The sequence below is a fragment of the Belnapia sp. F-4-1 genome (assembly GCF_000802185.1).
Classification (GTDB): Bacteria; Pseudomonadota; Alphaproteobacteria; order Acetobacterales; family Acetobacteraceae; genus Belnapia.
The window spans coordinates 4,321,709-4,342,377 of sequence record NZ_KN676113.1 but is presented as its reverse complement, the minus strand read 5'-3'; the positions used below and the strand labels follow the sequence as shown (position 1 = coordinate 4,342,377).

At 70.5% G+C, this 20,669-nt stretch carries 22 protein-coding genes; 10 read left to right on the top strand and 12 right to left on the bottom strand.

Annotated features, from left to right (window positions below; translation table 11 throughout):
• Window positions 1-92: 92 nt before the first annotated feature.
• The 4 genes from LH62_RS20555 to ltnD form a co-directional block, all read right to left on the bottom strand.
• Window positions 93-683, bottom strand: coding sequence for a class I SAM-dependent methyltransferase (locus tag LH62_RS20555; RefSeq protein ID WP_052214746.1), 591 nt, complete (start codon window positions 681-683; stop codon window positions 93-95).
• 71 nt (window positions 684-754) lie between these two features.
• The gene (locus tag LH62_RS20550) at window positions 755-2,191 is read right to left on the bottom strand and encodes a hypothetical protein (protein ID WP_144404563.1); all 1,437 of its coding nucleotides are present in this window, start codon (window positions 2,189-2,191) and stop codon (window positions 755-757) included.
• Window positions 2,192-2,295: 104 nt separating this feature from the next.
• A complete protein-coding gene (locus LH62_RS20545) occupies window positions 2,296-2,532 on the bottom strand; it encodes a hypothetical protein (protein WP_160299862.1) in 237 nt (78 codons plus the stop codon).
• Between the two features lie 160 nt (window positions 2,533-2,692).
• Entirely contained in the window at window positions 2,693-3,589 is an 897-nt protein-coding gene (gene ltnD, locus LH62_RS20540; protein ID WP_043363886.1) for an L-threonate dehydrogenase, read from the bottom strand.
• 100 nt (window positions 3,590-3,689) lie between these two features.
• Here ltnD and LH62_RS20535 point away from each other — a divergent pair, with 100 nt between their 5' ends.
• Window positions 3,690-5,033 (top strand): NAD(P)H-dependent oxidoreductase, encoded by a 1,344-nt coding sequence (locus LH62_RS20535; protein WP_043363885.1) that lies wholly within the window; start codon window positions 3,690-3,692, stop codon window positions 5,031-5,033.
• On the opposite strand, the gene LH62_RS20530 is transcribed toward LH62_RS20535, so the two are convergent.
• The 8 genes from LH62_RS20530 to LH62_RS20495 all read right to left on the bottom strand — a co-directional run bounded on the left by LH62_RS20530 (window position 4,997) and on the right by LH62_RS20495 (window position 12,702).
• Window positions 4,997-5,485: a GNAT family N-acetyltransferase gene (locus LH62_RS20530; RefSeq protein WP_043366268.1), complete on the bottom strand. Its 489-nt coding sequence runs from the start codon at window positions 5,483-5,485 to the stop codon at window positions 4,997-4,999. The two genes, LH62_RS20535 and LH62_RS20530, sit on opposite strands and share 37 nt — an antisense overlap.
• An 8-nt stretch (window positions 5,486-5,493) precedes the next feature.
• Window positions 5,494-6,768 carry an MmgE/PrpD family protein gene (locus LH62_RS20525; RefSeq protein WP_052214745.1) on the bottom strand — a complete coding sequence of 425 codons (1,275 nt, stop codon included), beginning with the start codon at window positions 6,766-6,768 and terminating at the stop codon, window positions 5,494-5,496.
• 12 nt (window positions 6,769-6,780) lie between these two features.
• The gene (locus LH62_RS20520) at window positions 6,781-7,737 is read right to left on the bottom strand and encodes a tripartite tricarboxylate transporter substrate binding protein (protein WP_160299861.1); all 957 of its coding nucleotides are present in this window, start codon (window positions 7,735-7,737) and stop codon (window positions 6,781-6,783) included.
• 37 nt (window positions 7,738-7,774) lie between these two features.
• Complete coding sequence (locus LH62_RS20515) at window positions 7,775-9,244, bottom strand: class I adenylate-forming enzyme family protein (protein ID WP_043363882.1); 1,470 nt, start codon at window positions 9,242-9,244, stop codon at window positions 7,775-7,777.
• Window positions 9,241-9,645 (bottom strand): PaaI family thioesterase, encoded by a 405-nt coding sequence (locus LH62_RS20510; RefSeq protein ID WP_043363881.1) that lies wholly within the window; start codon window positions 9,643-9,645, stop codon window positions 9,241-9,243. The genes LH62_RS20515 and LH62_RS20510 overlap by 4 nt, the downstream gene beginning before the upstream one ends.
• The gene (locus LH62_RS20505; protein WP_043363879.1) at window positions 9,642-10,646 is read right to left on the bottom strand and encodes a zinc-binding dehydrogenase; all 1,005 of its coding nucleotides are present in this window, start codon (window positions 10,644-10,646) and stop codon (window positions 9,642-9,644) included. Before LH62_RS20505 ends, LH62_RS20510 begins: the two co-directional genes overlap by 4 nt.
• Before the next feature lie 80 nt (window positions 10,647-10,726).
• Entirely contained in the window at window positions 10,727-11,758 is a 1,032-nt protein-coding gene (locus LH62_RS20500) for an L-idonate 5-dehydrogenase (protein WP_043363878.1), read from the bottom strand.
• Window positions 11,755-12,702 carry a 2-hydroxyacid dehydrogenase gene (locus LH62_RS20495; RefSeq protein WP_043363877.1) on the bottom strand — a complete coding sequence of 316 codons (948 nt, stop codon included), beginning with the start codon at window positions 12,700-12,702 and terminating at the stop codon, window positions 11,755-11,757. Before LH62_RS20495 ends, LH62_RS20500 begins: the two co-directional genes overlap by 4 nt.
• A 47-nt stretch (window positions 12,703-12,749) precedes the next feature.
• On the opposite strand from LH62_RS20495, the gene LH62_RS20490 reads away from it, so the two are divergent.
• From LH62_RS20490 to LH62_RS20450, 9 genes are all read left to right on the top strand, one after another.
• Window positions 12,750-13,517, top strand: a complete 768-nt coding sequence (locus LH62_RS20490) for an SDR family NAD(P)-dependent oxidoreductase (RefSeq protein ID WP_043363876.1) — start codon at window positions 12,750-12,752, stop codon at window positions 13,515-13,517.
• 38 nt (window positions 13,518-13,555) lie between these two features.
• On the top strand, window positions 13,556-14,368 hold the full coding sequence (locus LH62_RS20485) for a transporter substrate-binding domain-containing protein (protein WP_043363875.1): 813 nt from the start codon (window positions 13,556-13,558) through the stop codon (window positions 14,366-14,368).
• A gap of 3 nt (window positions 14,369-14,371) precedes the next feature.
• Window positions 14,372-15,073 carry an amino acid ABC transporter permease gene (locus LH62_RS20480; RefSeq protein ID WP_043363874.1) on the top strand — a complete coding sequence of 234 codons (702 nt, stop codon included), beginning with the start codon at window positions 14,372-14,374 and terminating at the stop codon, window positions 15,071-15,073.
• A complete protein-coding gene (locus tag LH62_RS20475) occupies window positions 15,070-15,726 on the top strand; it encodes an amino acid ABC transporter permease (protein ID WP_043363873.1) in 657 nt (218 codons plus the stop codon). The genes LH62_RS20480 and LH62_RS20475 overlap by 4 nt, the downstream gene beginning before the upstream one ends.
• The gene (locus LH62_RS20470; RefSeq protein WP_043363872.1) at window positions 15,707-16,438 is read left to right on the top strand and encodes an amino acid ABC transporter ATP-binding protein; all 732 of its coding nucleotides are present in this window, start codon (window positions 15,707-15,709) and stop codon (window positions 16,436-16,438) included. Before LH62_RS20475 ends, LH62_RS20470 begins: the two co-directional genes overlap by 20 nt.
• A gap of 80 nt (window positions 16,439-16,518) precedes the next feature.
• Window positions 16,519-17,691, top strand: a complete 1,173-nt coding sequence (locus LH62_RS20465; RefSeq protein WP_043363871.1) for a thiolase domain-containing protein — start codon at window positions 16,519-16,521, stop codon at window positions 17,689-17,691.
• 6 nt (window positions 17,692-17,697) lie between these two features.
• Window positions 17,698-18,096, top strand: coding sequence for a Zn-ribbon domain-containing OB-fold protein (locus LH62_RS20460; protein WP_043341516.1), 399 nt, complete (start codon window positions 17,698-17,700; stop codon window positions 18,094-18,096).
• A 61-nt stretch (window positions 18,097-18,157) separates the two neighbouring features.
• Window positions 18,158-18,967, top strand: coding sequence for an enoyl-CoA hydratase (locus LH62_RS20455; RefSeq protein WP_201445556.1), 810 nt, complete (start codon window positions 18,158-18,160; stop codon window positions 18,965-18,967).
• 13 nt (window positions 18,968-18,980) lie between these two features.
• Window positions 18,981-20,615: an acyl-CoA synthetase gene (locus LH62_RS20450; protein WP_043363870.1), complete on the top strand. Its 1,635-nt coding sequence runs from the start codon at window positions 18,981-18,983 to the stop codon at window positions 20,613-20,615.
• Window positions 20,616-20,669 lie beyond the last annotated feature (54 nt).

Genomic DNA, 20,669 nt, shown 5'->3' with positions numbered 1-20,669 from the left:
TGGTCGCTGGCCCGGCTCGTCCGGGACCATGCAAGCAGTCTCCGCCCGGGGAATGAAAACCCGGTTAAGGCGTCGCGCGGAAATTGCGTGCCTCATCCCGGCTCGAAGGCATGGGCGGCGATGTCCACGGCGAGCGTCGCCGGGTCCAAGCCAGGCTTCGGCCGCAGCAGGGCAAGAGTCCCGGCGCTGCCGTCCAGGCTGAAATGCCGGAGCAGCGGCGCGCGGTAGGCCGCGCGGCTCCAGAAATCATGGACGATCACCAATGCGCCGGGCGCGAGCCGCGGCAGGCCGGCGAGCGCGCATGCCACGCGGAAGCGGCCATCCACCAGCACGGCATCGACTTCGCCGGCGGCCTCCCAGGGGTCGCGCCAGTAAGCCGGCCAGCGCGGCAGGCTAGCGGCCTCGGCCGGGTAGCCCCAGGGACCGGTCGGGCCGATATCGACATGCAGCAGGCGAAGCCGTCCCGCCGCGATGGCGGGCGCGTTGGCGGCGGCGACACGCTCCAGCCAGGCGCGGTCGCTGTCGACGGAGAGCAGGCGGGGCAGACCGGCGGCGAGCAGCAGGCCGGTGCTGCCGCCGCAGCCGAATTCCAGGCCGCAGCACCGGTCCGCAACCGCGGCGGCGAGCAGGGCCTGCTCCGCCGCGGTCATGGCGGGGTGCAGCCCATCGGGGATGGCGTTCACGCGGCGGCTCCGTCCTGGGGCGCCGCCAGTCTCGCCCCGCGAAGGTTAGCGAAGCGCGAAGATCGCCAGGCTCAGACGAAAAGAATGTCGCCCGGCGCCAGCGCTGCGACGCCGGGCAGGGTGAGGCTGTGGCCGGCGGCATCGAAGGTGAAGGCGAGGCCGCCCGTCGCGGTCGGCGTGGTGACCAGGCTCTCCGCTGCGACTCCGGTGAAGACCAGATGGTCGAGGCCCGGGCTGAAATCCGCGATGGTGGCGCTGCCGGCACCGGGTGCGACGACCCATTGGTCCGCCCCCGCGCCGCCGGCGAGGACGCCGCCGCCGCTGCCCGCGCCAAGGCTGAAGACATCCGCACCATCGCCGCCTTGCAGGCCCGCCGAGGCGGTGGTCGGCGCATGGATCGTGCCGTCCGCGACGAGCCCATGCGCGTCGACCCAGATCGGCATGCCCTGGTCGTCATAGACGGCATGGCCACGGCCGCTGCCGTCGGCGCCGGCGAGGCGGCCATTGCCATGGCCGTAGAACAGCCGCGCATCGGCCGGCAGCGGCGCGGCGAAGTCCAGCAGCAGCGTGCCCGGGCCGGTCAGCCTTGCCGCGCTGGCCTCGATCCTCACCCCCGCCGCATCGCCGGTCGTGGTCCAGCCCGCGCCACGCGCGGCATCCGCATCGAGCGGGGCGAGACTGTGGGCGGCATCATGCGCCACGGTCAGGGCGAGCTGACGGTCGCCGACGCGGCTCGCCTGCACCACCTGCGGCCCAAGGTCATCGACCTGGCCGCCGGCCAGCGCCACCGGTGAGCCGGGTTTCGCATACTCGGCCCAGTCTTGGGCGAGGGAGAGGGCAAGGCGCTCGCCGGTCTGCATCCCGTCCGCATTGGACTGGTGCGGCCCGCCATAGTCGCGGGTGCTCCAATCCACATCGAGGTTGTTGAAGCTCATATCCGTATCCAGCGCGCGGGCACCGATGCGGGCATTGAAGGCCGGGTCGGCCGCCAGCTCCTCCATGCCGATGCGGATCGCCTGGTGACCGGCATCGCTCCCGTCGGAATAGGGGATGGCGCTGACGAAGTGGTAGGGCAGCGCCGCGGCATCCTGCCCATAGGCGGCGCGCAGCGACGCGGCCTCGCCACGGACAGCACTCTCCCACTCGGCCGGGCTCAGATGGGCGTCGCGGCTGTCATACTCGCTATGGAACCAGACGACGGCGGTCGGCTCCGCCTTCTGTGCCGCAGGCAGTTGGCCGACATAGTCGAGCAGCCTCTGCTCGAGCCTGCTGGTGGCCCAGCCTTCGCCGTCCGGGCCGGGCTTCAGCCAGTCGCCCAGCAGAGAGGTGCCGCCGAAGACGGTGTTCCCGTTACGGCCATGGCTGGAATATTGAAGATTGACCTCATCGGTGACGCCATCGAAGCCAAGCAACTCCTCGACCCGATGTACCATCGCCTGGGCGCCGCCATTGTAGTCGCCCATAAGCTGGGCATTGGACTGGCCGCGGAGCAGGACATTCAACTGCAATGCAATAACCTCACGATGTATCCAGTTCAGGCCAGGAACGGCCGAACCAGGCGTCGTGATGGATCAATACTGCCGCAGGTCCTACACGCGATGCAGTGAGCAATTCAGGGTTGCAGCGCCGCAGAGAGGATCGCCCGCGGCGCCGCCTCCCGCCCTGCCTCCACCCGGAACAGCAACTCCGCCGAAACCCAGGAAAGCGCGAGCGCCAGCATTCCGGCGAGGCAGGCCTCCTGCATCGGCCCGAGGCCGATCACGGTGATGCGGAGGCCGCCCTTGACCGGTCCTGGCCTCGGGCGGCCCGGCGGCGGGGGGATGTGGTTCGGGTCCAACGGGTCGATCATCGGCATGGACCGATGTGAACAAATCCTGAACCTTGAATCAAGGGTTAATGTTCGTGGGACGTTCTCAGAGCATGGTGCGGTCCGGCGCTGACGCCGGATGACCTGGAAATGAGCGCACAAACAAACACTTAGCGCTTGCCGGGCCCATGCCGGCCAACGGTCAACCTTCCTTCGGCAGCCGGATCCCCGTCAGGGCCTGGTATGCCCGGATGACGAAGGCATCGTCCTTGCCGCCATGGCCCTGCGCGCTGGCCGAGATGAAGAGCTGCTGCGCCTGCGCGGCCAGCGGTGCCGGGAAGGCCACCTCGCGCGCCAGCTGCGTCACCAACCCGAGGTCCTTGACGAAGATGTCGACCGCCGAGCGCGGCGCCTCGTCACCCTCCAGCACATGCGGCATGCGGTTCTCGAACATCCAGGAATTCCCCGCCGCATTAGTCACCACGTCGAACAGCGCCTGCGGCTCGATGCCCGACTTGATGCCGAGCGCCATCGCCTCTGCCGCCACCGCGATGTGCACGCCGGCCAGCAACTGGTGCACCACCTTCATCGTGCTGCCGAGACCGGGCGCCTCGCCAAGCGTCCAGACCTTCTTGGCGACGGCCGCGAAAACCGGCGCCGCCTTCGCCATCGCCGCCTGGCTGCCGGAGGCCATCACCGTCATCGCCCCGGCCCGCGCCCCGACCGCGCCGCCCGAGACCGGCGCATCAACATAGAGCAGGCCCGCCGCCTCGGCCTTGGCCGCCAGCCGCCGCGCATCTTCCGGCGCCATGGTTGAGGAGACGATGAGCACCGCTCCGGGGGCGAGGCGCGGCGCCGCTCCCTCGGGGTCGAACAGCGCCGCCTCGGCCTGCTGCGCATTGACGACGAGGACGAGCAGCGCCTCCGTCCCCTCCGGCAGGTCAGCGGCGCGGGCGGCGGCGATGCCTCCGGCGGCGGCGAACTCCGTACGCGCCGCCTCGCGCGGATCGACGCCCGCGACCTCCATCCCCCCGGCCTTCACCAGGCTAAGGGCGGCGCCCATCCCCATGCTGCCCAGACCGATCACCCCGACGCGCATGGCGTTGCCCTTCCCTGTCCGCTTGTGCGGCGAGGCTCGGGTGGCGCGGGTGCGGCGTCAAGCGCTAGCCTCCCCGGTCAACGACGCAGAGGAAACGGCCATGAACCTGCACGCCATGCTGCGCCGCCGAGCGGCCGAGGAGCGGCCCATCACCGTCGGCGTCATCGGCGCCGGGAAATTCGGCTCCATGTTTCTCGCCATGGCGGTGCGGATGCCGGGCATCCAGGTCGCCGGCATCGCCGACCTTTCCATCCCCCGTGCCCGCGACGCCCTGGCCCGCATCGGCTGGGAGGCGGAGCGTTATGCCCCGGCCTCGCTCGACGCGGCGCTGGCGACCGGCGGCACCCATCTCACCGAGAATGCGATGGCGCTAATGGCCGAGCCGCGCATCGAGGTCATCGTCGAATGCACCGGCCATCCGGCGGCCGGCATCCGCCATGCGCTGGCCGCCATCGGGCATGGCAAGCACATCGTCATGGTGAATGTGGAAGCCGATGTCCTCGCCGGCCCGCTGCTTGCCGCCCGGGCCCGGCAGGCGGGCGTCGTCTATTCCCTGGCTTACGGCGACCAGCCGGCGCTGGTCTGCGAACTGGTCGACACCATCCGCGCCATGGGCCTGCCCGTCACCGCCGCCGGCAAGGGCACGAAATACCTCCCCGCCTATCACGAGAGCACGCCGGAGACGGTCTGGGGCCATTACGGCCTGACTGAGGAGCAGGCGCGGCTTGGGGGCATGAACCCGCAGATGTTCAACTCCTTCCTCGACGGCACGAAGTCGGGCATCGAGATGGCGGCCATCGCCAATGCCACCGGCCTCGCCCCGCCGGAGGACGGGCTGCGCTTCCCTCCCTGCGGCACGCAGGACCTGCCGCGCGTCTTCGCCGATGCAGGCGGGGTGGTCGAGGTGATCTCCTCCCTCGAGCGCGACGGGCGGCAGGTGGTGGGCGACCTTCGCTGGGGAGTCTATGCCGTCTTCGAGGGGGAGACCGACTACATCCGCCGCTGCTTCTCCGAATACGGCGTCCATTGCGACCCCTCCGGGCGCTTCGCCGCCCTTTGGCGCCCCTACCACCTGATCGGCCTGGAACTCGGCGTGAGCATCGCCTCCGCGGCGCTCCGCCGCGAGCCGACCGGCGCGCCCGAGGCCTGGCGCGGCGACGTGGTGGCGACGGCCAAGCGCGACCTCGCCGAGGGCGAGGTGCTGGATGGCGAGGGCGGTGCCATGGTCTGGGGCAAATGCCTCCCCGCGGAACGCTCCCTCGCCCTTGGCGCCTTGCCCATCGGCCTCGCCCATGGCGTCCGGCTCAAGCGCGCGGTGCCGCGCGGCGCCGCGGTCGGCTGGGCCGATGTCGCCATCGACGAGTCGGGCGAGGCCGTGCGCATCAGGCGCGAGATGGAGGCCGGCGCTCAGCCCAGCCGCAGCGCCATCAGCACATCGTCATAGTCGCGCCCGGCGACGCGGAGCGCCCGCTCCTCCCACCCATAAACGCGGAAGCCGAAGCCCTCGTAGAGGCGGATCGCCGCCTCGTTGCCGACGGTGACAGTGAGGCGGACCTCCTCCACCTTCCCGCGCGCCGCCGCCAGCACCGCCCCCACCAACGCGGCACCAAGCCCGGTGCCGCGCGCCTCGGCCCGGACATAGACGCCCCAAAGCACCGCCTTGTGCCGCAGCTTGGCCGCCGCGTGACATATCAGCCCCGCCATCCCGAGCAGCGTCCCGTCCGGCGCCACCGCGGCCCAGACCTCGTTCGAAGCCAGCCGCTCCGCGAACCAGTCGAGCGGCCGCCCCGCTTCCTCGGCGAAATCCGCGGCAAAGACCTCCGGATGCAGCCGCAGCGCCTCCAGCCGCAGCGCCCGGAAGGCAGCGGCGTCGCCCGGCCCGAGGCAGCGCGGCATGCTGCCCGTCACGGCCGGAAAGCGTCGAACAGCGCCGCCACGGCGCCGATGCGCTCCGGGTGCCGCGCCATCTCCCACATCCCCGCCCAGCGCGCGCCATGCGTCGGCTCGACGCTCCGGCGGAATTTCTCCTGCAACGCCGCTTCCGGCAGCGGCCGATCCGGATCGCCCGGCGTCCCGCAGACCACCCGCTCCCGCACGCCGCCATCCGCCAGCCGCAGCGTCAGCCGGCATAGCCGCTCCGCCGGCAGCCGTGCGGTATACTCCGGATCCTCGACGACCCTGACCTTCGCTGCCAGTGCCCGCGTCGCCGGATAGGCGATCGCCTCCGCGGAAAAAGCCTCGATCCAGGCATGCCCCCGCAGCATCCGCGTCGCCACGGTGAAGGGAATGGAGAACCGCCCCGCGATCGGCGCCACCGGCGCACGCTCCGCCAGCAGCGCGGCGGAGGCGAAGGTGGCCACCTCGATCCCCGCCACCTCCCCGGGCACGACCGGCGCCTCCGCCAGCAGCAGCTCGATCGCCTCCAGCGCCCCCTGCGTCTCCCGGCAGCAGCTCGCCTGCTTCAGGAAGCTTTCGAGGATGAACCAGCGCCCCTCCGCTGCTTGATAGGTGGCCAGATCGAAAGCCGAGCCCACCACCTCGCCGAAGACAACGGCGATGCCGCCCGGCTCCCCCGTCACCCCCGACTCCAGCAGGTCGACCGCCAGCAGCCCGTTCTGCGCCGCCGCCCCCGCATAGATGTTGCGCACCGAGCCGCCCCGCAGCGAGGCCGTGGCACTCGTCGCCAGGCCGAGGCTCGCCGCCAGCTCCAGCGCTGCCCGCACCCGTCCTTCGTCATGGCCGCGCAGGCTGGCGACGGCCGCCGCCGCGCCGATCACCCCCCAGGTCCCATGCGGGTGCGCCGCCGGCCGCAGCCGCATCGCATGGCCGACCCGCGAGCCCGCCTCATACCCGGCGACGACCGCCGCCAGCAGCGCCTCGCCCGAGGCATCCCGCACCGCCGCCTCGGCTAGCGCCGGCGCCACCGCATGGATCGCCGGGTGCCCGCCCGCCGGGTAGTTCCCCTCGTCCAACTCCAGCGCCGTCCCCGCGAAGCCGGTGAGGAAGGCCGCCATCGGCACCGGCGCCGCGAGCCGCGTCCCGAGCAGCGGCACGCCCGCCCCCGCATGCCGCCCGGCCATCGACCGCACCTCCGGCTGCGCCTGCCCGGCGAGGATGGCGCCGAGCGTATCGGCCAGGATCAGCCCGGCATGGTCGCGGACATGGTCGGGGATGGGCATGGATGCGGCACCTCAGTCGATCCGCGCCAGCTTGCCCTGCCGCACCAGCCCCTGCCAACGCGCCACCTCGCCCGCGTACCAGTGACCGAATTCGGTGCCCCGCGCCGGCAGCGGCACCGCGCTCGCCTGCTGCAGCTTCTCCTGCACCGCGGGCGCGGCGAAGGCCCGGAGCAGGGCCACCTCCAGCGCGCGGCGCGCCGGCTCCGGCGTGCCGCTGCGGGCGAAGAAGCCGAACCAAGTGAGGAATTCGAAGCCCGGCACCCCCGATTCGGCGATGGTCGGCACCGCTGGGAAGGCCGAGGCGCGCTCCGCCGCGCTGATCGCCAACGCCCGCACCGCCCCCGCCGTCACCTGCCCGGCCGAACTGCCCATGACATCGAGCAGGATATCGATCCTGCGCGCGATCAGGTCCGGATAGACCGCGCCGGAGCCGCGATAGGGCACATGCGTCAGCTCCACCCCCGCCTGCGCCGCGAGCAGCGCCCCGGCGAGGTGGCTCCCGGTCCCCGGCCCGGATGAGCCATAGGTAATCGCTCCCGGCCGGGCCCGCGCCGCCGCCAGCACATCGCCGAGACTTCGATAGGGGCTCTCGGGCGAAACCACCATCAGGCTCGGGATGGCACCGAGCCCCGCCACCGGCACCAGGTCCCGCAGCGGGTCGAAGCTCAGCCTCTGCAAGGCCGGCGCGGTCGAGAGCGAGATGGAGGCGAAGAGGAGCGTCGTGCCGTCCGCCCGCGCCCCCTCCGCCACATGCGCCGCGCCGATATTGCCCCCGGCGCCCGGCCGCAGCTCCACCACCACGGATTGCCCCAGCGCCTCGCCCATGGCCGGGGCGATGACGCGCGCCAGCACATCGGCCGAGCCGCCTGGCGCGTAGGGGACGATCATCACCACCGGATGGTCGGGCAGGTCCGCCGCCCGCGCCAGGGCAGGCGCGGCGGCGAGGGCGAGCAGCATGCGTCTCTTCAAGGGCGTCATCCTCCCGGCTGGAGCTGACGGCCGTTTCCTACCCTGGCTGGTTCAGGCCTTCGCGCGCCCAGGCGGCGAGCTGCGCCTTGTCGATCTTGTTGGTCCCCATCAGCGGCAGCGCCTCCACGAACCAGATGCGCCTCGGGTGCATATAGGCCGGCGCATGGGCGAGGGAATGCGCCTTCAGCGCCGCCTCATCCACCACCACGTCTGGCCGGCGGACGACGAAGGCAACCGGCTTGGTGCCCTTGATCTCGTCGGGGACCGGAATGACGGCCGATTGCTCGACGGCCGGATGCGTCTCCAGCACCTTCTCCACCTCGCTCGGGAAGATGTTCTCCCCGCCCGAGATGAACATGTCGTCCACCCGCCCGACCACGGTGTAGAAGCCGTCGGCATCCACCGAGAAGACATCCCCGGTGACATAGAAGCCGTCCGGCGTGACCGGCGCCCTGAGGTCCGGCCGGTTCCAGTAGCCGTTCATCATACCGGGGCATTTCTGCTCCAGCACATCCTGCGCGTTGAGCCTGAGCTCCACCGCCGGATGCGGATAGCCGACCGAGAGCGGCGGCGTCGGGATACCCTGCGGATGCGGCCCGAAGACCACCGGCCCGCATTCCGTCGTGCCATAGCCATTGACGAAGCGCGCCCGCACAAACGCCGCCTTGATCGCTGCCAGCAGCGCCGGCGAGGTCGGCGCCGAGCCGCAGCGCACATGCCGCACGCTGGAGGTATCCGTTGCCGCAAGCAGCTCCCGCTCCTGCAGCAGCATCGCCATCATCGGCGGCACGCCGGTGATCCAGGTGGCGCGATGCTCGCCGATCGCACGGATATAGCCCCGCGCCTCGAATTGCGGCAGCAGCACCACCGTAATGTGCGCCGCGCTCGCCAGCTGCGCCAGGGCGAGGCCATTCATGTGGTAGAGCGGCGCCGCGATCAGCGCCCGCTCCTGCCGCATGTCGGCGCCGGCCAGCCGCTGCTCCACCACCCAGAGATGCGACTGGTGCGACAGCACCACGCCCTTCGGCCGGCCCGTCGAGCCCGAAGTATAGAGGAATAGCGCCGGCTCCGCCGGCGCCGGCACCACCGCCTCGAAGGGCCCTGGGTCGAGCAGCGCCTCCCACTCCGCCCCACCCAGGACGATGCCACCCGGCACCGCCTCGCGCCGCGCCGCATCGGTGAAGACGAGGCTCGCGCCGCTGTTCTCCAGCACGTAGTCGAGCGTCGTCTTCGGGAAGCGCCAGTTGACCGGCACGGCGACCAGCCCCGCCCGCATCGCGCCATTCAGTGCCGCCAGGAACTCCGCCGAATTCGCCGCGAGGATGCCGACGCGGTCGCCCCGCTTCAGGCCCCGCCGCAGCAGCCCCCGCGCCACCGCCTTGCTCATCGCATCCAGCGCGGCGTAGCTGATGTGCCGCGCCTCGCCGGTCGAGAGATCGATGAGCGCCGTCTTCTCCGCGTCGGCGGCCGGATCGATCAGCGCGCCGAGGTTGCGGAAGCCGGTCACTTCGGCGGGGCGGTGAGGTAGACGCCGCGGCCCGAGGCGCAGAGCTTGCCGTCGAGGTCGAAGATTGACGCCTCGGCGACCGAGAACATCCCGCCCTGCCGCACGATCTTCCCCTTGCAGATCAGGTCGCCCGGCATCGCCGGCCGATGGTAATCGACCCGCATGTCGACGGTCGGGATGCCCCGCCCCAGCTCCGCGCCGAGCGCCCAGTCGGCCGCGAGATCCACGAGCGCGGCGAGGATGCCGCCATGGGTGTAGCGCCGGTCCGGGTTCACCACCCATTCCTCGCGCCAAGTGGCGCGGATCTCGATCTCGCCCCCGCCGAAGGAGACTACCTCGAGCCCGAGCCATTGATGATAGGGCGCCCGGGTGACGAGCGCCTGCAATTCCTCAAGCGTCATGGCGTCACCACCACCTTGCCCATCACCTTCCGGTCACGGATGAGCGCCAGCCCCTCCGCCGCCTGCTCCAGCGGCAGCACCTTGTCGATGACGGGGTTCATCTTCCCCTGCTGGATCAGGTCCATCAGCGAGGTGAAGTCCTCGTTGTAGAAGCTGTTGCTGCCGATCACCTGCAACTCGAAGGTCCAGATGAAGCGCAGGTCCTCCTTCGGGTCGAAGCCCGCCGTCGCGCCGCAGACCAGGATCTTGCCGCCCCGCTTCACGCAGCGCAGGCCCGGCCCCCAGGTCTCGCCCCCGGTATAGTTGATGAGGACATCGACGCCGCCCTCATAGCTCCGCCGCTGCGGCTTGCCGAAGCGCTCGATCGCCCATTTGGAGAAATCGACCTTTCGGTAGTCGATCGCCTCGTCGGCGCCGATCTCCAGCATGCGCCGGCACTTCTCCTCACCGCCAGCGGCGGCCACCACATGGGCGCCCAGCTGCTTGGCCAGCAGCACGCATCCCGTGCCGACTCCGCCCGAGGCGCCGAGGATCAGCACATTGTCCCCGGCCTTGATCGTCTTATGCGTCACGATCATCCGGTGCGCCGTGCCATAGGCAACGGGCAGCGCCGCTGCCTGCTCGAAGCTGACGCCTTCCGGCAGGCGGATCAGCTGGTCGGCGGCGACGAGGCAGTATTCCGCCATCCCGCCATCCAGCATCTCGCCCATCAACCCCTTCTTCTTGTTGATGGGATTGACCAGCACCCGGTCGCCCGGCGCCCAGCCGGACACATCCGCGCCGACCTCGGCGATCTCGCCGGCCATGTCGAGGCCGATGACGACCGGCATCGGCACCTTGATGCCCGGCATGCCCTTCACGGTGAAGACGTCATGGTAGTTGAAGGAAGAGGCGCGGACGCGGATGACGACATGCTCCGGCACCGCCTTGGGCGTCGGATAATCGCTCTCCAGCGCCAGCACATCGAGGTCGCCATGCTGGCGGAGTACGAGGGCTCGCATCGTCCCGGACCATCCTTCTTCGGCTTGGCCGGAAGACTGCGACGGGCGCGGCCGTGAATCAACCCGCCGCGCCCACCGGCTCAGAACGCCAGCTGCACCTTCATCGCCCGGCTCTTGTCCGCCGCCAGCTCGAAGGCGGCGACTGCCTCCGCCACCGGCATGGTCGCCGTCAGCAGCGGCGTCGGGTCGATGTCGCCGCGCGCCAGGACATCGACGGCAAGCGCAAATTCCTCATGGAAGCGGAAGGTGCCGCGCAGCGAGACCTCCTTCGCCACCAGCGCCGAGAGCGGCAGGCCGACATCCCCGCCGAGGCCGAGCTGCACGATCACCGCCCCCGGCCGCGCCGCCTGAATCGCCGAGGTCAGCGCCGCGCCGCTGCCGGACGCCTCGAACACCACGTCGAAATGCCCCTTGTCGAGCGTATAGGGCAGCAGCCCGTCCGGGTCCTCGCTCATCGAGAGCGTGCGGTCCGCGCCCATGCGCCGCGCCGTCAGCAGCGGGGTCGAGTGGAGGTCCGTCACCACCACCTCCCTTGCCCCGGCATGCCGGGCGACGGCGATGGCGAGGTTGCCGATCGGCCCCGCTCCCGTCACCAGCACCCGCGCGCCCAGCATCGGCCCCGCCTGCCGCCCGGCATGCAGGCAGACGGCGAGCGGCTCGGCGAAGGCGGCAAGCTCCAGCGCCATCCCCTCCGGCAACGGCACGGCGCGCGCCGCTTCGCAGACCAGCAGCTCGGAGAAGCCGCCCTGCACATGCGGCATCCGCATCGCGCTGCCGTAGAAGCGCATGTCGAGGCAGTGGTTCGGCCGTCCGGCGAGGCAGTGCCGGCAGGCGCCACAGGGCAGGCTCGGATTGACCGCGACGGCCTGCCCCGGCGAGAGCCCCTGCACCCCCTCGCCCAGCGCCTCGACGACGCCGGCGATCTCATGGCCGAGCACCATCGGTTCGCGCAGCCGCACCGCGCCGAAGCCGCCATGCAGGTAGTAATGTAGGTCGGAGCCGCAGATGCCCCCCGCCCAGATGCGGATGGCGACCTGGCCGGGGCCCGGCGCCCCCGCCTCGCGCTCCTCGACGCGGAGATCCTTCGGCGCGTGGATGACGACCGACTTCACGGCTTGACCTCCGTCGGCAAGGGGCGGCCGGCGAAATGCGCGGCCAGGTTCTCCTGCATCAGCGCACCCATGGCACGGCGGGTTTCCACCGTGCCGCTCGCCGCATGCGGCGCGAGGACGACATGCGGGAAGCTGGCGAATTCCGCGTCGATCGCCGGTTCGTTCCAGAACACGTCGAGCCCCGCCATCGCAATGCGCCCGCTGCGCAGCGCCTCCAGCAGCGCCGGCTCGTCCACCACCGAGCCGCGGCTGACATTGACGAAGATCGCCCCCGGCCGGAGCGCCTCGATCGCCGCGCGGTCGATCAACCCCTGCGTCGTCGGCCCGCCCATGGCGCAGCAGACGAGGATGTCGACCTCCGGCGCCAGCGCCGCCGGGCTCGGATGGAACGCATACGGCACCCCCGGCTTCGGCGACCGGCCGCTGTAGCTGATCGCCATGCCGAACCCCTCGGCCCGCTTCGCCACCGCCGAGCCGATCCGCCCGAGCCCGACGATGCCCATCCGCTTGCCCCAGACCCGCGTGGTCAGCGGCATCGAGCCCTCGCGCACCCAGGACCCGTCCCGCACCCAGGCATCGGCCGCGGGGATGCGCCGCGCCGCGGCGAGCAGCAGGGCGAAGGCGAGGTCCGCCACATCCTCGGTCAGCACATCGGGCGTATTGGTCACGGGGATGCCGCGCTTCGCGCAATAGGCCCGGTCGATCGCATCCACGCCCACGCCGTAGCATGCCACGATCTCGAGCCGCGGCTGCCGGTCCATCAGCTCGGCGGAGGCGCCGATCTCACCCTTGGTTACGATGCCGCGGATCGCCGCTCCATGCTCGGCGATGAAGGCGGCCTCGTCCGGCGCCTCGTACAGCAGGCGCAGGGTATAGCGCTCCGCCATGGGCTCCAGGTCCCAGTCGGGCAGGACGCCCATCACCAGAAGCTCCGGCTTGTCCAACTGCGCCTCCCCTGCAACTGTCCGGCCTGCTGTTAGGGGATGGGACCATGTCGCTCAAGCTCTTCGACCTCACCGGCCGACTGGCGCTGGTCACCGGCTCCAGCCAGGGCATCGGCCTCGCCCTGGCCCGGGGCGTCGCGGAAGCCGGCGCCCGGGTGGTCCTGAACGGCCGCGACGCGACGAAGCTGGAGCGAGCCGCCACCAGCCTCCGCGCCGACGGCCTCCAGGCCGAGACCGCCGCCTTCGACGTCACCGACCCGACGGCGGTGGAGGCGGGCGTCGCCGCCATCGAGGCCGGCACGGGTCCCATCGACATCCTGTTCAACAATGCCGGGGTCAATCTCCGCGGCCCGCTCGACGAGATGCCGGACGAAACCTGGCGCGCGGTGATGTCCACCAACCTCGACAGCGCCTTCTACTGCGCCCGTGCCGTGGCGAAGCGGATGATCCCGCGCGGCCGCGGCAAGATCGTCAACACCTGCTCGGTGATGAGCATGCTCGGCCGACCGGGGACGGGCCCCTACACCGCCACCAAGGGCGCGCTCGGGATGCTCACCAAGGCGATGTGCGCCGACTGGGCGAAGCATGGCATCCAGGCCAACGGCATCGCGCCGGGCTATTTCAGCACCGAGCTGACCGCCCCGCTTCGCGCCAACCGCGAATTCGACGGCTGGCTGTGCAAGCGCACCCCCGCCGGCCGCTGGGGCGAGCTGCCGGAGCTTGTCGGGGCGGCTATCTTCCTCGCCTCCGACGCCTCGGCCTATGTTAACGGCCACCTGCTCTATGTTGACGGCGGGCTGACAAGCGTGGTCTGACAGCGGCCGAGGAAGCCGGATACGGGGGAGGAACGACAATGATCACGCGCCTTGGATTATTCGCCGCGGCGGCCACGCTGCCCGGCCTTGCCTTCCTCTCGCGGGAAGCTCAGGCGCAGCAGTCCGGCCCCATCACCACCGCCGACATCATAAAGCGCGGCAAGGTCCGCATCGGCGTCGTCACCGGCGCCCCGCCCTTCGGCATGGTGGACGCCACCGGCAACGCCGTCGGCTACGACCTCGATGTCGCCGCGCTCCTCGGCAAGTATCTCGGCGTGCCGGTCGAGATCTCCTCCCTCACCCCGCCGTCGCGCATCCCCGCGCTCGAGGCCGGCCGCGTCGACTTCCTCTGCGCGACGCTCGGCGCGACGCCGGAGCGCGCCCGCTCCGTCATGTTCACCATGCCCTACAGCGCCTTCCGCATGGTGGTGATGGCGAAGAAGGACAGCCCCATCTCGAAGATCGAGGACCTCGCCGGCAAGCGCGTCGGCGTTCCCCGTGGCACGCCGCAGGAACAGGCGCTGCTGCGCCGTGCGCCGCGCGGCACCAACGTCGTCCGCTTCGAGGATGACGCGACCTCCGCCCAGGCGCTGATCGTCGGCCAGGTCGATGCGGTCGGCATCCCCGACACCATCGGCGGCGACATCGCCAAGGGCCGGCCCGAGGCAGGGCTCGAGGCGAAGTTCACCCTGTTCAACCAGCCGAACTGCATGACCGTCCGCAAGGACCAGTTCGAGCTGCGGCAGTGGCTGCAGAACACCATCTACTTCATGAAGACCAGCGGCGAGCTGGACGACATCTCCAACAAGTGGACCGGCAGCCCGCTGCCCGCCGACCTCCCCGTTTTCTAGGCGGTGAACGGTTTCCAGTTCCAGTTCAGCCCGGTCTTCGCCCGCAGCGACGTGCTGCTGGAGGGGCTGTGGCTGACGCTGCAGCTTTCCGCCATCGGCATCTCGCTCGGCGCGCTGCTCGGCATCCTGCTGGCGATGCTGCGCGGCCTCGCGCCGCGGGCGCTGCGCTGGCCGGTCGATACTTATGTCGAGCTGGTGCGCAACACGCCCTTCCTGGTGCAGCTTCTCATCATCTTCTTCGGCCTGCCCTCGATCGGGGTGAAGCTGACGGCCGAGCAGGCGGCGATCGGCGCCATCGTGCTCAACCTCGGCGCCTACTCGACCGAGATCGTTCGCGCCGGCATCGAGAGCGTGCATAAAAGCCAGATCGAGGCCGGGCTGTCGCTGGCCATGACGCGCTGGCAGGTCTTCCGCCATGTCGTCATCGCGCCCGCGCTGGCCCGCGTCTGGCCCTCGCTCTCCAGCCAGTTCGTGCTGATGATGCTCTCCACCTCGGTCTGCTCCTTCATCTCCGTCCAGGAACTTTCCGGCACGGCGGCGAACGTCGAGAGCGACACCTTCCGCAGCTTCGAGGTCTACATCACCGTCACCGCCATCTACTTGGCGCTTGCGCTCGTCATGCGCGGGCTGCTCGCGGTGCTGGGCGCCGTGCTCTTCCCGAAGGGCTCCGGCCTCGGGCGCCTGCGGACACAATCCGGCCGATGATCCGCACCTTCTCGGAATCCGAGTTCCTCTTCATCGTCGCCTCGGCGCGCTGGACGCTGCTGCTGACGCTGCTTTCTCTGCTGCTCGGCGGGCTGCTCGGCTTCATCGTGGCGCTGGCGCGGACCTCGCAGCTCGCCCCGCTGCGGATGCTGGCGGCGGGCTGGATCGGCATGATCCAGGGCATCCCGGTGCTGATGCTGCTCTTCCTCTCCTATTACGGGCTCTCGATGGGCGGCATCGACATGCCGCCCATCGTCGCCGCCTCGGTCTCCATGGCGCTCTATGCCAGCGCCTATCTCGGCGAGATCTGGCGCGGCTCCATCCAGTCCGTCGCCTGGCAGCAATGGGAGGCCTCGGCGGCACTCGCCATGTCGCGGGCGCAGCAATACCGCTACGTCGTCCTGCCCCAGGCGGTGCGCATCGCCGTAGCGCCAACGGTCGGCTTCATCGTCCAGCTGGTGAAGAACACCTCCATCGTCTCGATCATCGGCGTGGTCGAGCTGGCCCGCGCCGGCAACCTCGTCAACAACGCCACCTTCGCCCCCTTCAAGGTTTTCGGCACGGTGGCGGCGACCTATTTCATCATCTGCTGGCCGATCTCGCTGCTCGCGCGGCGGCTGGAAGGAAGGCTCAATGCCCGTCGTTCAGGTTGAGGGCGTCCGCAAGAGCTTCGGCGCGGTGGAGGTGCTGAAGGGCATCGACCTGACGGTGGAGCGCGGCGAGGTCATCGCCATCATCGGCCGCAGCGGATCCGGCAAATCGACCCTGCTGCGCTGCATCAACGGGCTGGAGGGGATCCAGGCCGGCCGCATCGAGGTCTCGGGCCACAAGCTCGACGCCTCGGGCCGGGGCCTCCGCGAGCTGCGCAAGGATGTCGGCATCGTCTTCCAGAGCTACAACCTCTTCCCGCATCTCCGCGTCGGCGAGAACATCATGCTCGCGCCCCGCGTCGTCCTCGGCGTCGGCCGCGCCGAGGCACGGCAGCGGGCCGAGGAGGCGCTGGCCGAGGTCGGCCTTGGTGAGCGCTTCGATGCCTGGCCGGACAACCTCTCGGGCGGCCAGCAGCAACGCGTCGCCATCGCCCGCTCGCTGGCGATGAAGCCCAAGGTGATGCTCTTCGACGAGGTGACCAGCGCCCTCGACCCGGAACTCACCGGGGAGGTGCTGGCGACCATGGAGCGCCTCGCCGAGCACGGCATGACCATGCTGCTGGTGACGCATGAGATGGGTTTCGCCCGCCGCGTCGCTACCCAAACCATCTTCATGCACCAGGGCAAGGTCTGGGAGGTCGGCCCCTCCGAGCAGCTCTTCGGCGCGCCACAGACGCCGGAGCTGCGGCAGTTCCTCGGCACCGGGCTGAAATAGCGCGCGCCCGGCTTGACGAGCGCGCGGCTTGGTAGAACCCTAAGCTAGCTATCGATCGACAAGGGAGGGCGTCCAGCCCCATGAGCATCAACGGCAAAGCCTATATCGTCGGGGCCTTCGAGCACCCGACCCGCAAGGCCGACGACAAGTCCGTCGCCCAGCTCCATGCCGAGGTCGCCTATGGCGCCCTGCAGGATGCCGGCCTGACCAAGGACGACATCGACGGCTTCTTCTGCACCGGCGCCGCCCCGGGCCTCGGCCCGCTGAACATGGCGGACTATCTCGGCCTGACGAAGCTCCGGCATTTCGACAGCACCGACGTCGGCGGCAGTTCCTACGTCATGCATGTCGGCCATGCGGCCGAGGCCATCTCCATGGGCCTCTGCGACATCGCCCTCGTCACGCTGGCCGGCCGCCCCCGCGCCGAGGCGATGGCGACCGGCACGGCGCCGCGCAGCTGGGGCGTCAACGTCCCCGACGATCCCTTCGAGATTCCCTACGGCCGCACCGTCGCCAATGCCTATGCGATGTGCGCCATGCGCCACATGCACGAGTTCGGCACGACCTCGGAGCAGCTCGCCTGGATCAAGGTGGCGGCGAGCCACCATGCCCAGTGGAACGAGCATGCGATGCTCCGCAAGGTCGTCACCGTCGAGGACGTCGTGAACTCCCCGATGGTCTCCGACCCCCTGCACCGGCTCGACTGCTGCGTCATCTCGGATGGCGGCGGCGCCCTCATCCTTGCCAAGCCGGAGATCGCTAGGTCGCTGAAGCGGCCGCTGGTGAAGGTCCGCGGCCATGGCGAGGCGACCAAGAACCAGAATGCCGGCTACACCGACCTCACCTATTCCGGCGCCCGCTGGTCCGGCCCGCGCGCCTTCGAGGAGGCCGGCTGCACGCCGCAGGACATCCAGTACGCCTCGATCTATGACAGCTTCACCATCACCGTGCTGATGCAGCTGGAGGATCTCGGCTTCTGCGAGAAAGGCCAGGGCGGCAAATTCGTCGCCGACGGCAACCTGATCTCCGGCGTCGGCAAGCTGCCCTTCAACACCGATGGCGGCGGGCTCTGCAACAACCACCCGGCCAACCGCGGCGGCATGACCAAGGTGATCGAGGCGGTGCGCCAGCTCCGCGGCGAGGCTCACCCCAAGGTCCAGGTCCCCGGCTGCACGCTCGCGCTGGCCCATGGCACGGGCGGCCTGCTCGGCACCCGGCACGGCAGCGCCACCGTCATCCTCGAGCGGGAGTAAGAAGCAATGGCAACCCCTGCCTCCAACCGTGCCCTCCCCGCCATCGCGGTGGACCCGACCAACAAGCCCTATTTCGACGCCGCCCGCGAGGGCCGCATGCTGATCGGGCTCTGCAAGGATACCGGCAAGCATTTCTGGTACCCGCGCGGCTGCTCGCCCTTCACCCTCTCGAACAATGTCGAGCTGGTGGAAGCCAAGGGCACCGGCACCGTCTACACCTTCACCGTGATGCGGACGAAGGAGCCCTACTGCGTCGCCTATGTCGAGCTGGATGAGGGCGTCCGCGTCTTCACCAACATCGTCGATTGCGACCTGGACGAGGTGAAGATCGGCCAGAAGGTGAAGGTGGTCTTCAAGCCGACCACGGGCGACAGCCCGCCGGCGACCATGTTCACGCCCGTCTAACCGAGGCTTTGCCACAGCTGCACTCCCTGGCAATATGGCCTATATTGCCAGGGAGGCAGCGATGGCCAGCACGGGCGACAACACGCCCCCGGTGACCCGGCGCGACGAAGGCGCCGTCGCCATCATCACCCTCGACCGCCCGGCGGCGCGCAACAGCCTCTCCCGCGCCATGCTCGCGGCCTTGCAGGCCACGCTCGACGAGGTCGCCGCGGACGAGCGCATCCGCTGCGTCGTCCTTACCGCCGAAGGCCCCGCCTTCTCCGCCGGCCACGACCTCAAGGAGATCACCGCCCGCCGTGCCGACCCCGATGGCGGCGCCGGCTTCTTCGCCGAGACCATGGCCGCCTGCTCGGCGGTGATGCAGCGCGTCGTCACCCTCCCCCAGCCGGTCATCGCCGCGGTCGAGGGCGTCGCCACCGCCGCCGGCTGCCAGCTTGCCGCCAGCTGCGACCTCCTCGTCGCCTCGGAACGGGCCAAATTCTGTACCCCCGGCGTCGATATCGGCCTGTTCTGCTCCACCCCCGGCGTCGCCGTCGCCCGAGCCGTGCCGCGCAAGGCGGCGATGGAGATGCTCCTCCTCGGCGAGATGGTCCCCGCCGCCGAGGCGCATCGCATGGGCCTCGTCAACCGCGTCGTCCCCGCCGGCACCGCCCTGCCTGCCGCTCTCGACCTCGCCCAGCGCATCGCCGCCCGCTCCGCCGTCGCATTGCGGATGGGCAAGCGCGGCTTCAACGCCCAGGCCGCCCTCCCGCTCGCCGAGGCCTATGCGGCGGCCGGCCAAGTGATGGTCGAGAACCTGCTCGCCGAAGATGCGGCGGAGGGCATCGGCGCCTTCCTCGGCAAGCGTCCCGCCGAATGGCGGCATCGCTGAGGAGGGACGCCCGATGGCCGCCGCAGATTATGAGACCGGGCTGGAGCGCCACCCCGCCAACCACCAGCCGCTGACGCCGCTGCTCTTCCTCGAGCGCGCCGCGGCCACCTTCCCCGACCACATCGCCGTGGTCCATGGCTCGCTCCGCCGCCCCTACCGCGAGCTGCGCGACCGCGCCGTCCGCCTCGCCTCCGCGCTCGCCGCCCGCGGCATCGGCCGCGGCGACACGGTGGCGGCGCTGCTACCCAACATCCCGGCCATGGTCGAGGCGCATTACGGCGTGCCGATGGCCGGCGCCGTGCTCAACACCATCAACACCCGGCTCGACGCCGACACCATCGGCTACATCCTGCGCCACGGCGAGGCGAAGGCGATCCTGGTGGACCGCGAATTCGCCCCCGTCCTCCGCGCCGCGCTCGCCATCGGCGGCGTCTCGCCCCTGGTCATCGAGATCGACGACCCGGAAGCCCCCGATGGCGCCCGCGCCCAGACCCTCGGCGGCCTCGACTACGAGGCGCTGCTGGCCGAGGGCGATCCCGCCTTCGCCTGGGCGATGCCCGCCGACGAGTGGGACGCCATCGCCCTCAACTACACCTCCGGCACCACCGGCCGGCCGAAGGGCGTCGTCTACCACCACCGCGGCGCGCAGCTCCTCGCCACCGGCAACGTCCTCTCCGCCAGCATGGCGCGGCACCCGGTCTATCTCTGGACCCTGCCGATGTTCCACTGCAACGGCTGGTGCTTCCCCTGGACGGTCTGCGCCGTCGCCGGGACCCATGTCTGCCTGCGCGCCGTGCGCGGCCCGGCCATGTGGTCGCTGATGGCCGAGCATGGCGTGACCCATATGTGCGGCGCCCCCGTCGTCATGGCGACGCTGCTCGACACGCCGGAGGCGGAGAAGCGCCCCCTCCCCCACCAGGTGCAATTCGTCACCGCCGGCGCGCCGCCACCCGAGGCGGTGCTCGGCCGCATGCGCGAGGCCGGCTTCGCCGTCCTCCACGTCTACGGCCTCACCGAATGCTACGGCCCCGCGGTCGTCAACGAGTGGAACCGCACCTGGGACGAGCTGCCCGCCCCCGATCAGGCCCGGCTGATGGCGCGCCAAGGCGTGCGCTACCTCGCCCTCGAATCCCTCGACGTGCTCGACCCGGCGACGATGCAGCCCGTCCCCGCCGACGGCGCGACGATGGGCGAGGTGATGATGCGCGGCAACGTCGTGATGAAAGGCTACTTCAAGGACCGCGCCGCGACCGAGGCCGCCTTCGCCGGCGGCTGGTTCCACACCGGCGACCTCGCGGTGAAGTATCCGGACGGCTACATCCAGCTCCGCGACCGCTCCAAGGACATCATCATCTCCGGCGGCGAGAACATCTCCTCGATCGAGGTGGAGGACGCCCTTTACAAGCACCCCGCCGTGGCGCTGGCCGCCGTCGTCGCCCGGCCCGACGACAAATGGGGCGAGGTGCCCTGCGCCTTCGTCGAGCTGAAGCCGGGCCTGCAGGCGACCGAAGCGGAGCTGATCGCCCATTGCCGCGAGCGCATGGCCGGCTTCAAGGCGCCCAAGGCGATCCTCTTCACCGAGCTGCCGCGCACCAGCACCGGCAAGATCCAGAAACACATCCTTCGCGCCCAGGCCCGCGGCGGCTGAAACCCGGCCTTAACCCGCCAGGGGAGACACTACGCGGCAGAGATTCGGGTTGCC

What these genes read in the sequence shown, in the direction of transcription:
- LH62_RS20545 (WP_160299862.1), bottom strand. Translation starts at nt 2,532, where the DNA reads ATGATCGACCCGTTGGACCCGAACCACATCCCCCCGCCGCCGGGCCGC.
- ltnD (WP_043363886.1), bottom strand. Translation starts at nt 3,589, where the DNA reads ATGCGCGTCGGGGTGATCGGTCTGGGCAGCATGGGGATGGGCGCCGCC.
- LH62_RS20535 (WP_043363885.1), top strand. Translation starts at nt 3,690, where the DNA reads ATGAACCTGCACGCCATGCTGCGCCGCCGAGCGGCCGAGGAGCGGCCC.
- LH62_RS20530 (WP_043366268.1), bottom strand. Translation starts at nt 5,485, where the DNA reads ATGCCGCGCTGCCTCGGGCCGGGCGACGCCGCTGCCTTCCGGGCGCTG.
- LH62_RS20525 (WP_052214745.1), bottom strand. Translation starts at nt 6,768, where the DNA reads ATGCCCATCCCCGACCATGTCCGCGACCATGCCGGGCTGATCCTGGCC.
- LH62_RS20510 (WP_043363881.1), bottom strand. Translation starts at nt 9,645, where the DNA reads ATGACGCTTGAGGAATTGCAGGCGCTCGTCACCCGGGCGCCCTATCAT.
- LH62_RS20505 (WP_043363879.1), bottom strand. Translation starts at nt 10,646, where the DNA reads ATGCGAGCCCTCGTACTCCGCCAGCATGGCGACCTCGATGTGCTGGCG.
- LH62_RS20490 (WP_043363876.1), top strand. Translation starts at nt 12,750, where the DNA reads ATGTCGCTCAAGCTCTTCGACCTCACCGGCCGACTGGCGCTGGTCACC.
- LH62_RS20485 (WP_043363875.1), top strand. Translation starts at nt 13,556, where the DNA reads ATGATCACGCGCCTTGGATTATTCGCCGCGGCGGCCACGCTGCCCGGC.
- LH62_RS20475 (WP_043363873.1), top strand. Translation starts at nt 15,070, where the DNA reads ATGATCCGCACCTTCTCGGAATCCGAGTTCCTCTTCATCGTCGCCTCG.
- LH62_RS20470 (WP_043363872.1), top strand. Translation starts at nt 15,707, where the DNA reads ATGCCCGTCGTTCAGGTTGAGGGCGTCCGCAAGAGCTTCGGCGCGGTG.
- LH62_RS20465 (WP_043363871.1), top strand. Translation starts at nt 16,519, where the DNA reads ATGAGCATCAACGGCAAAGCCTATATCGTCGGGGCCTTCGAGCACCCG.
- LH62_RS20460 (WP_043341516.1), top strand. Translation starts at nt 17,698, where the DNA reads ATGGCAACCCCTGCCTCCAACCGTGCCCTCCCCGCCATCGCGGTGGAC.
- LH62_RS20455 (WP_201445556.1), top strand. Translation starts at nt 18,158, where the DNA reads ATGGCCAGCACGGGCGACAACACGCCCCCGGTGACCCGGCGCGACGAA.
- LH62_RS20450 (WP_043363870.1), top strand. Translation starts at nt 18,981, where the DNA reads ATGGCCGCCGCAGATTATGAGACCGGGCTGGAGCGCCACCCCGCCAAC.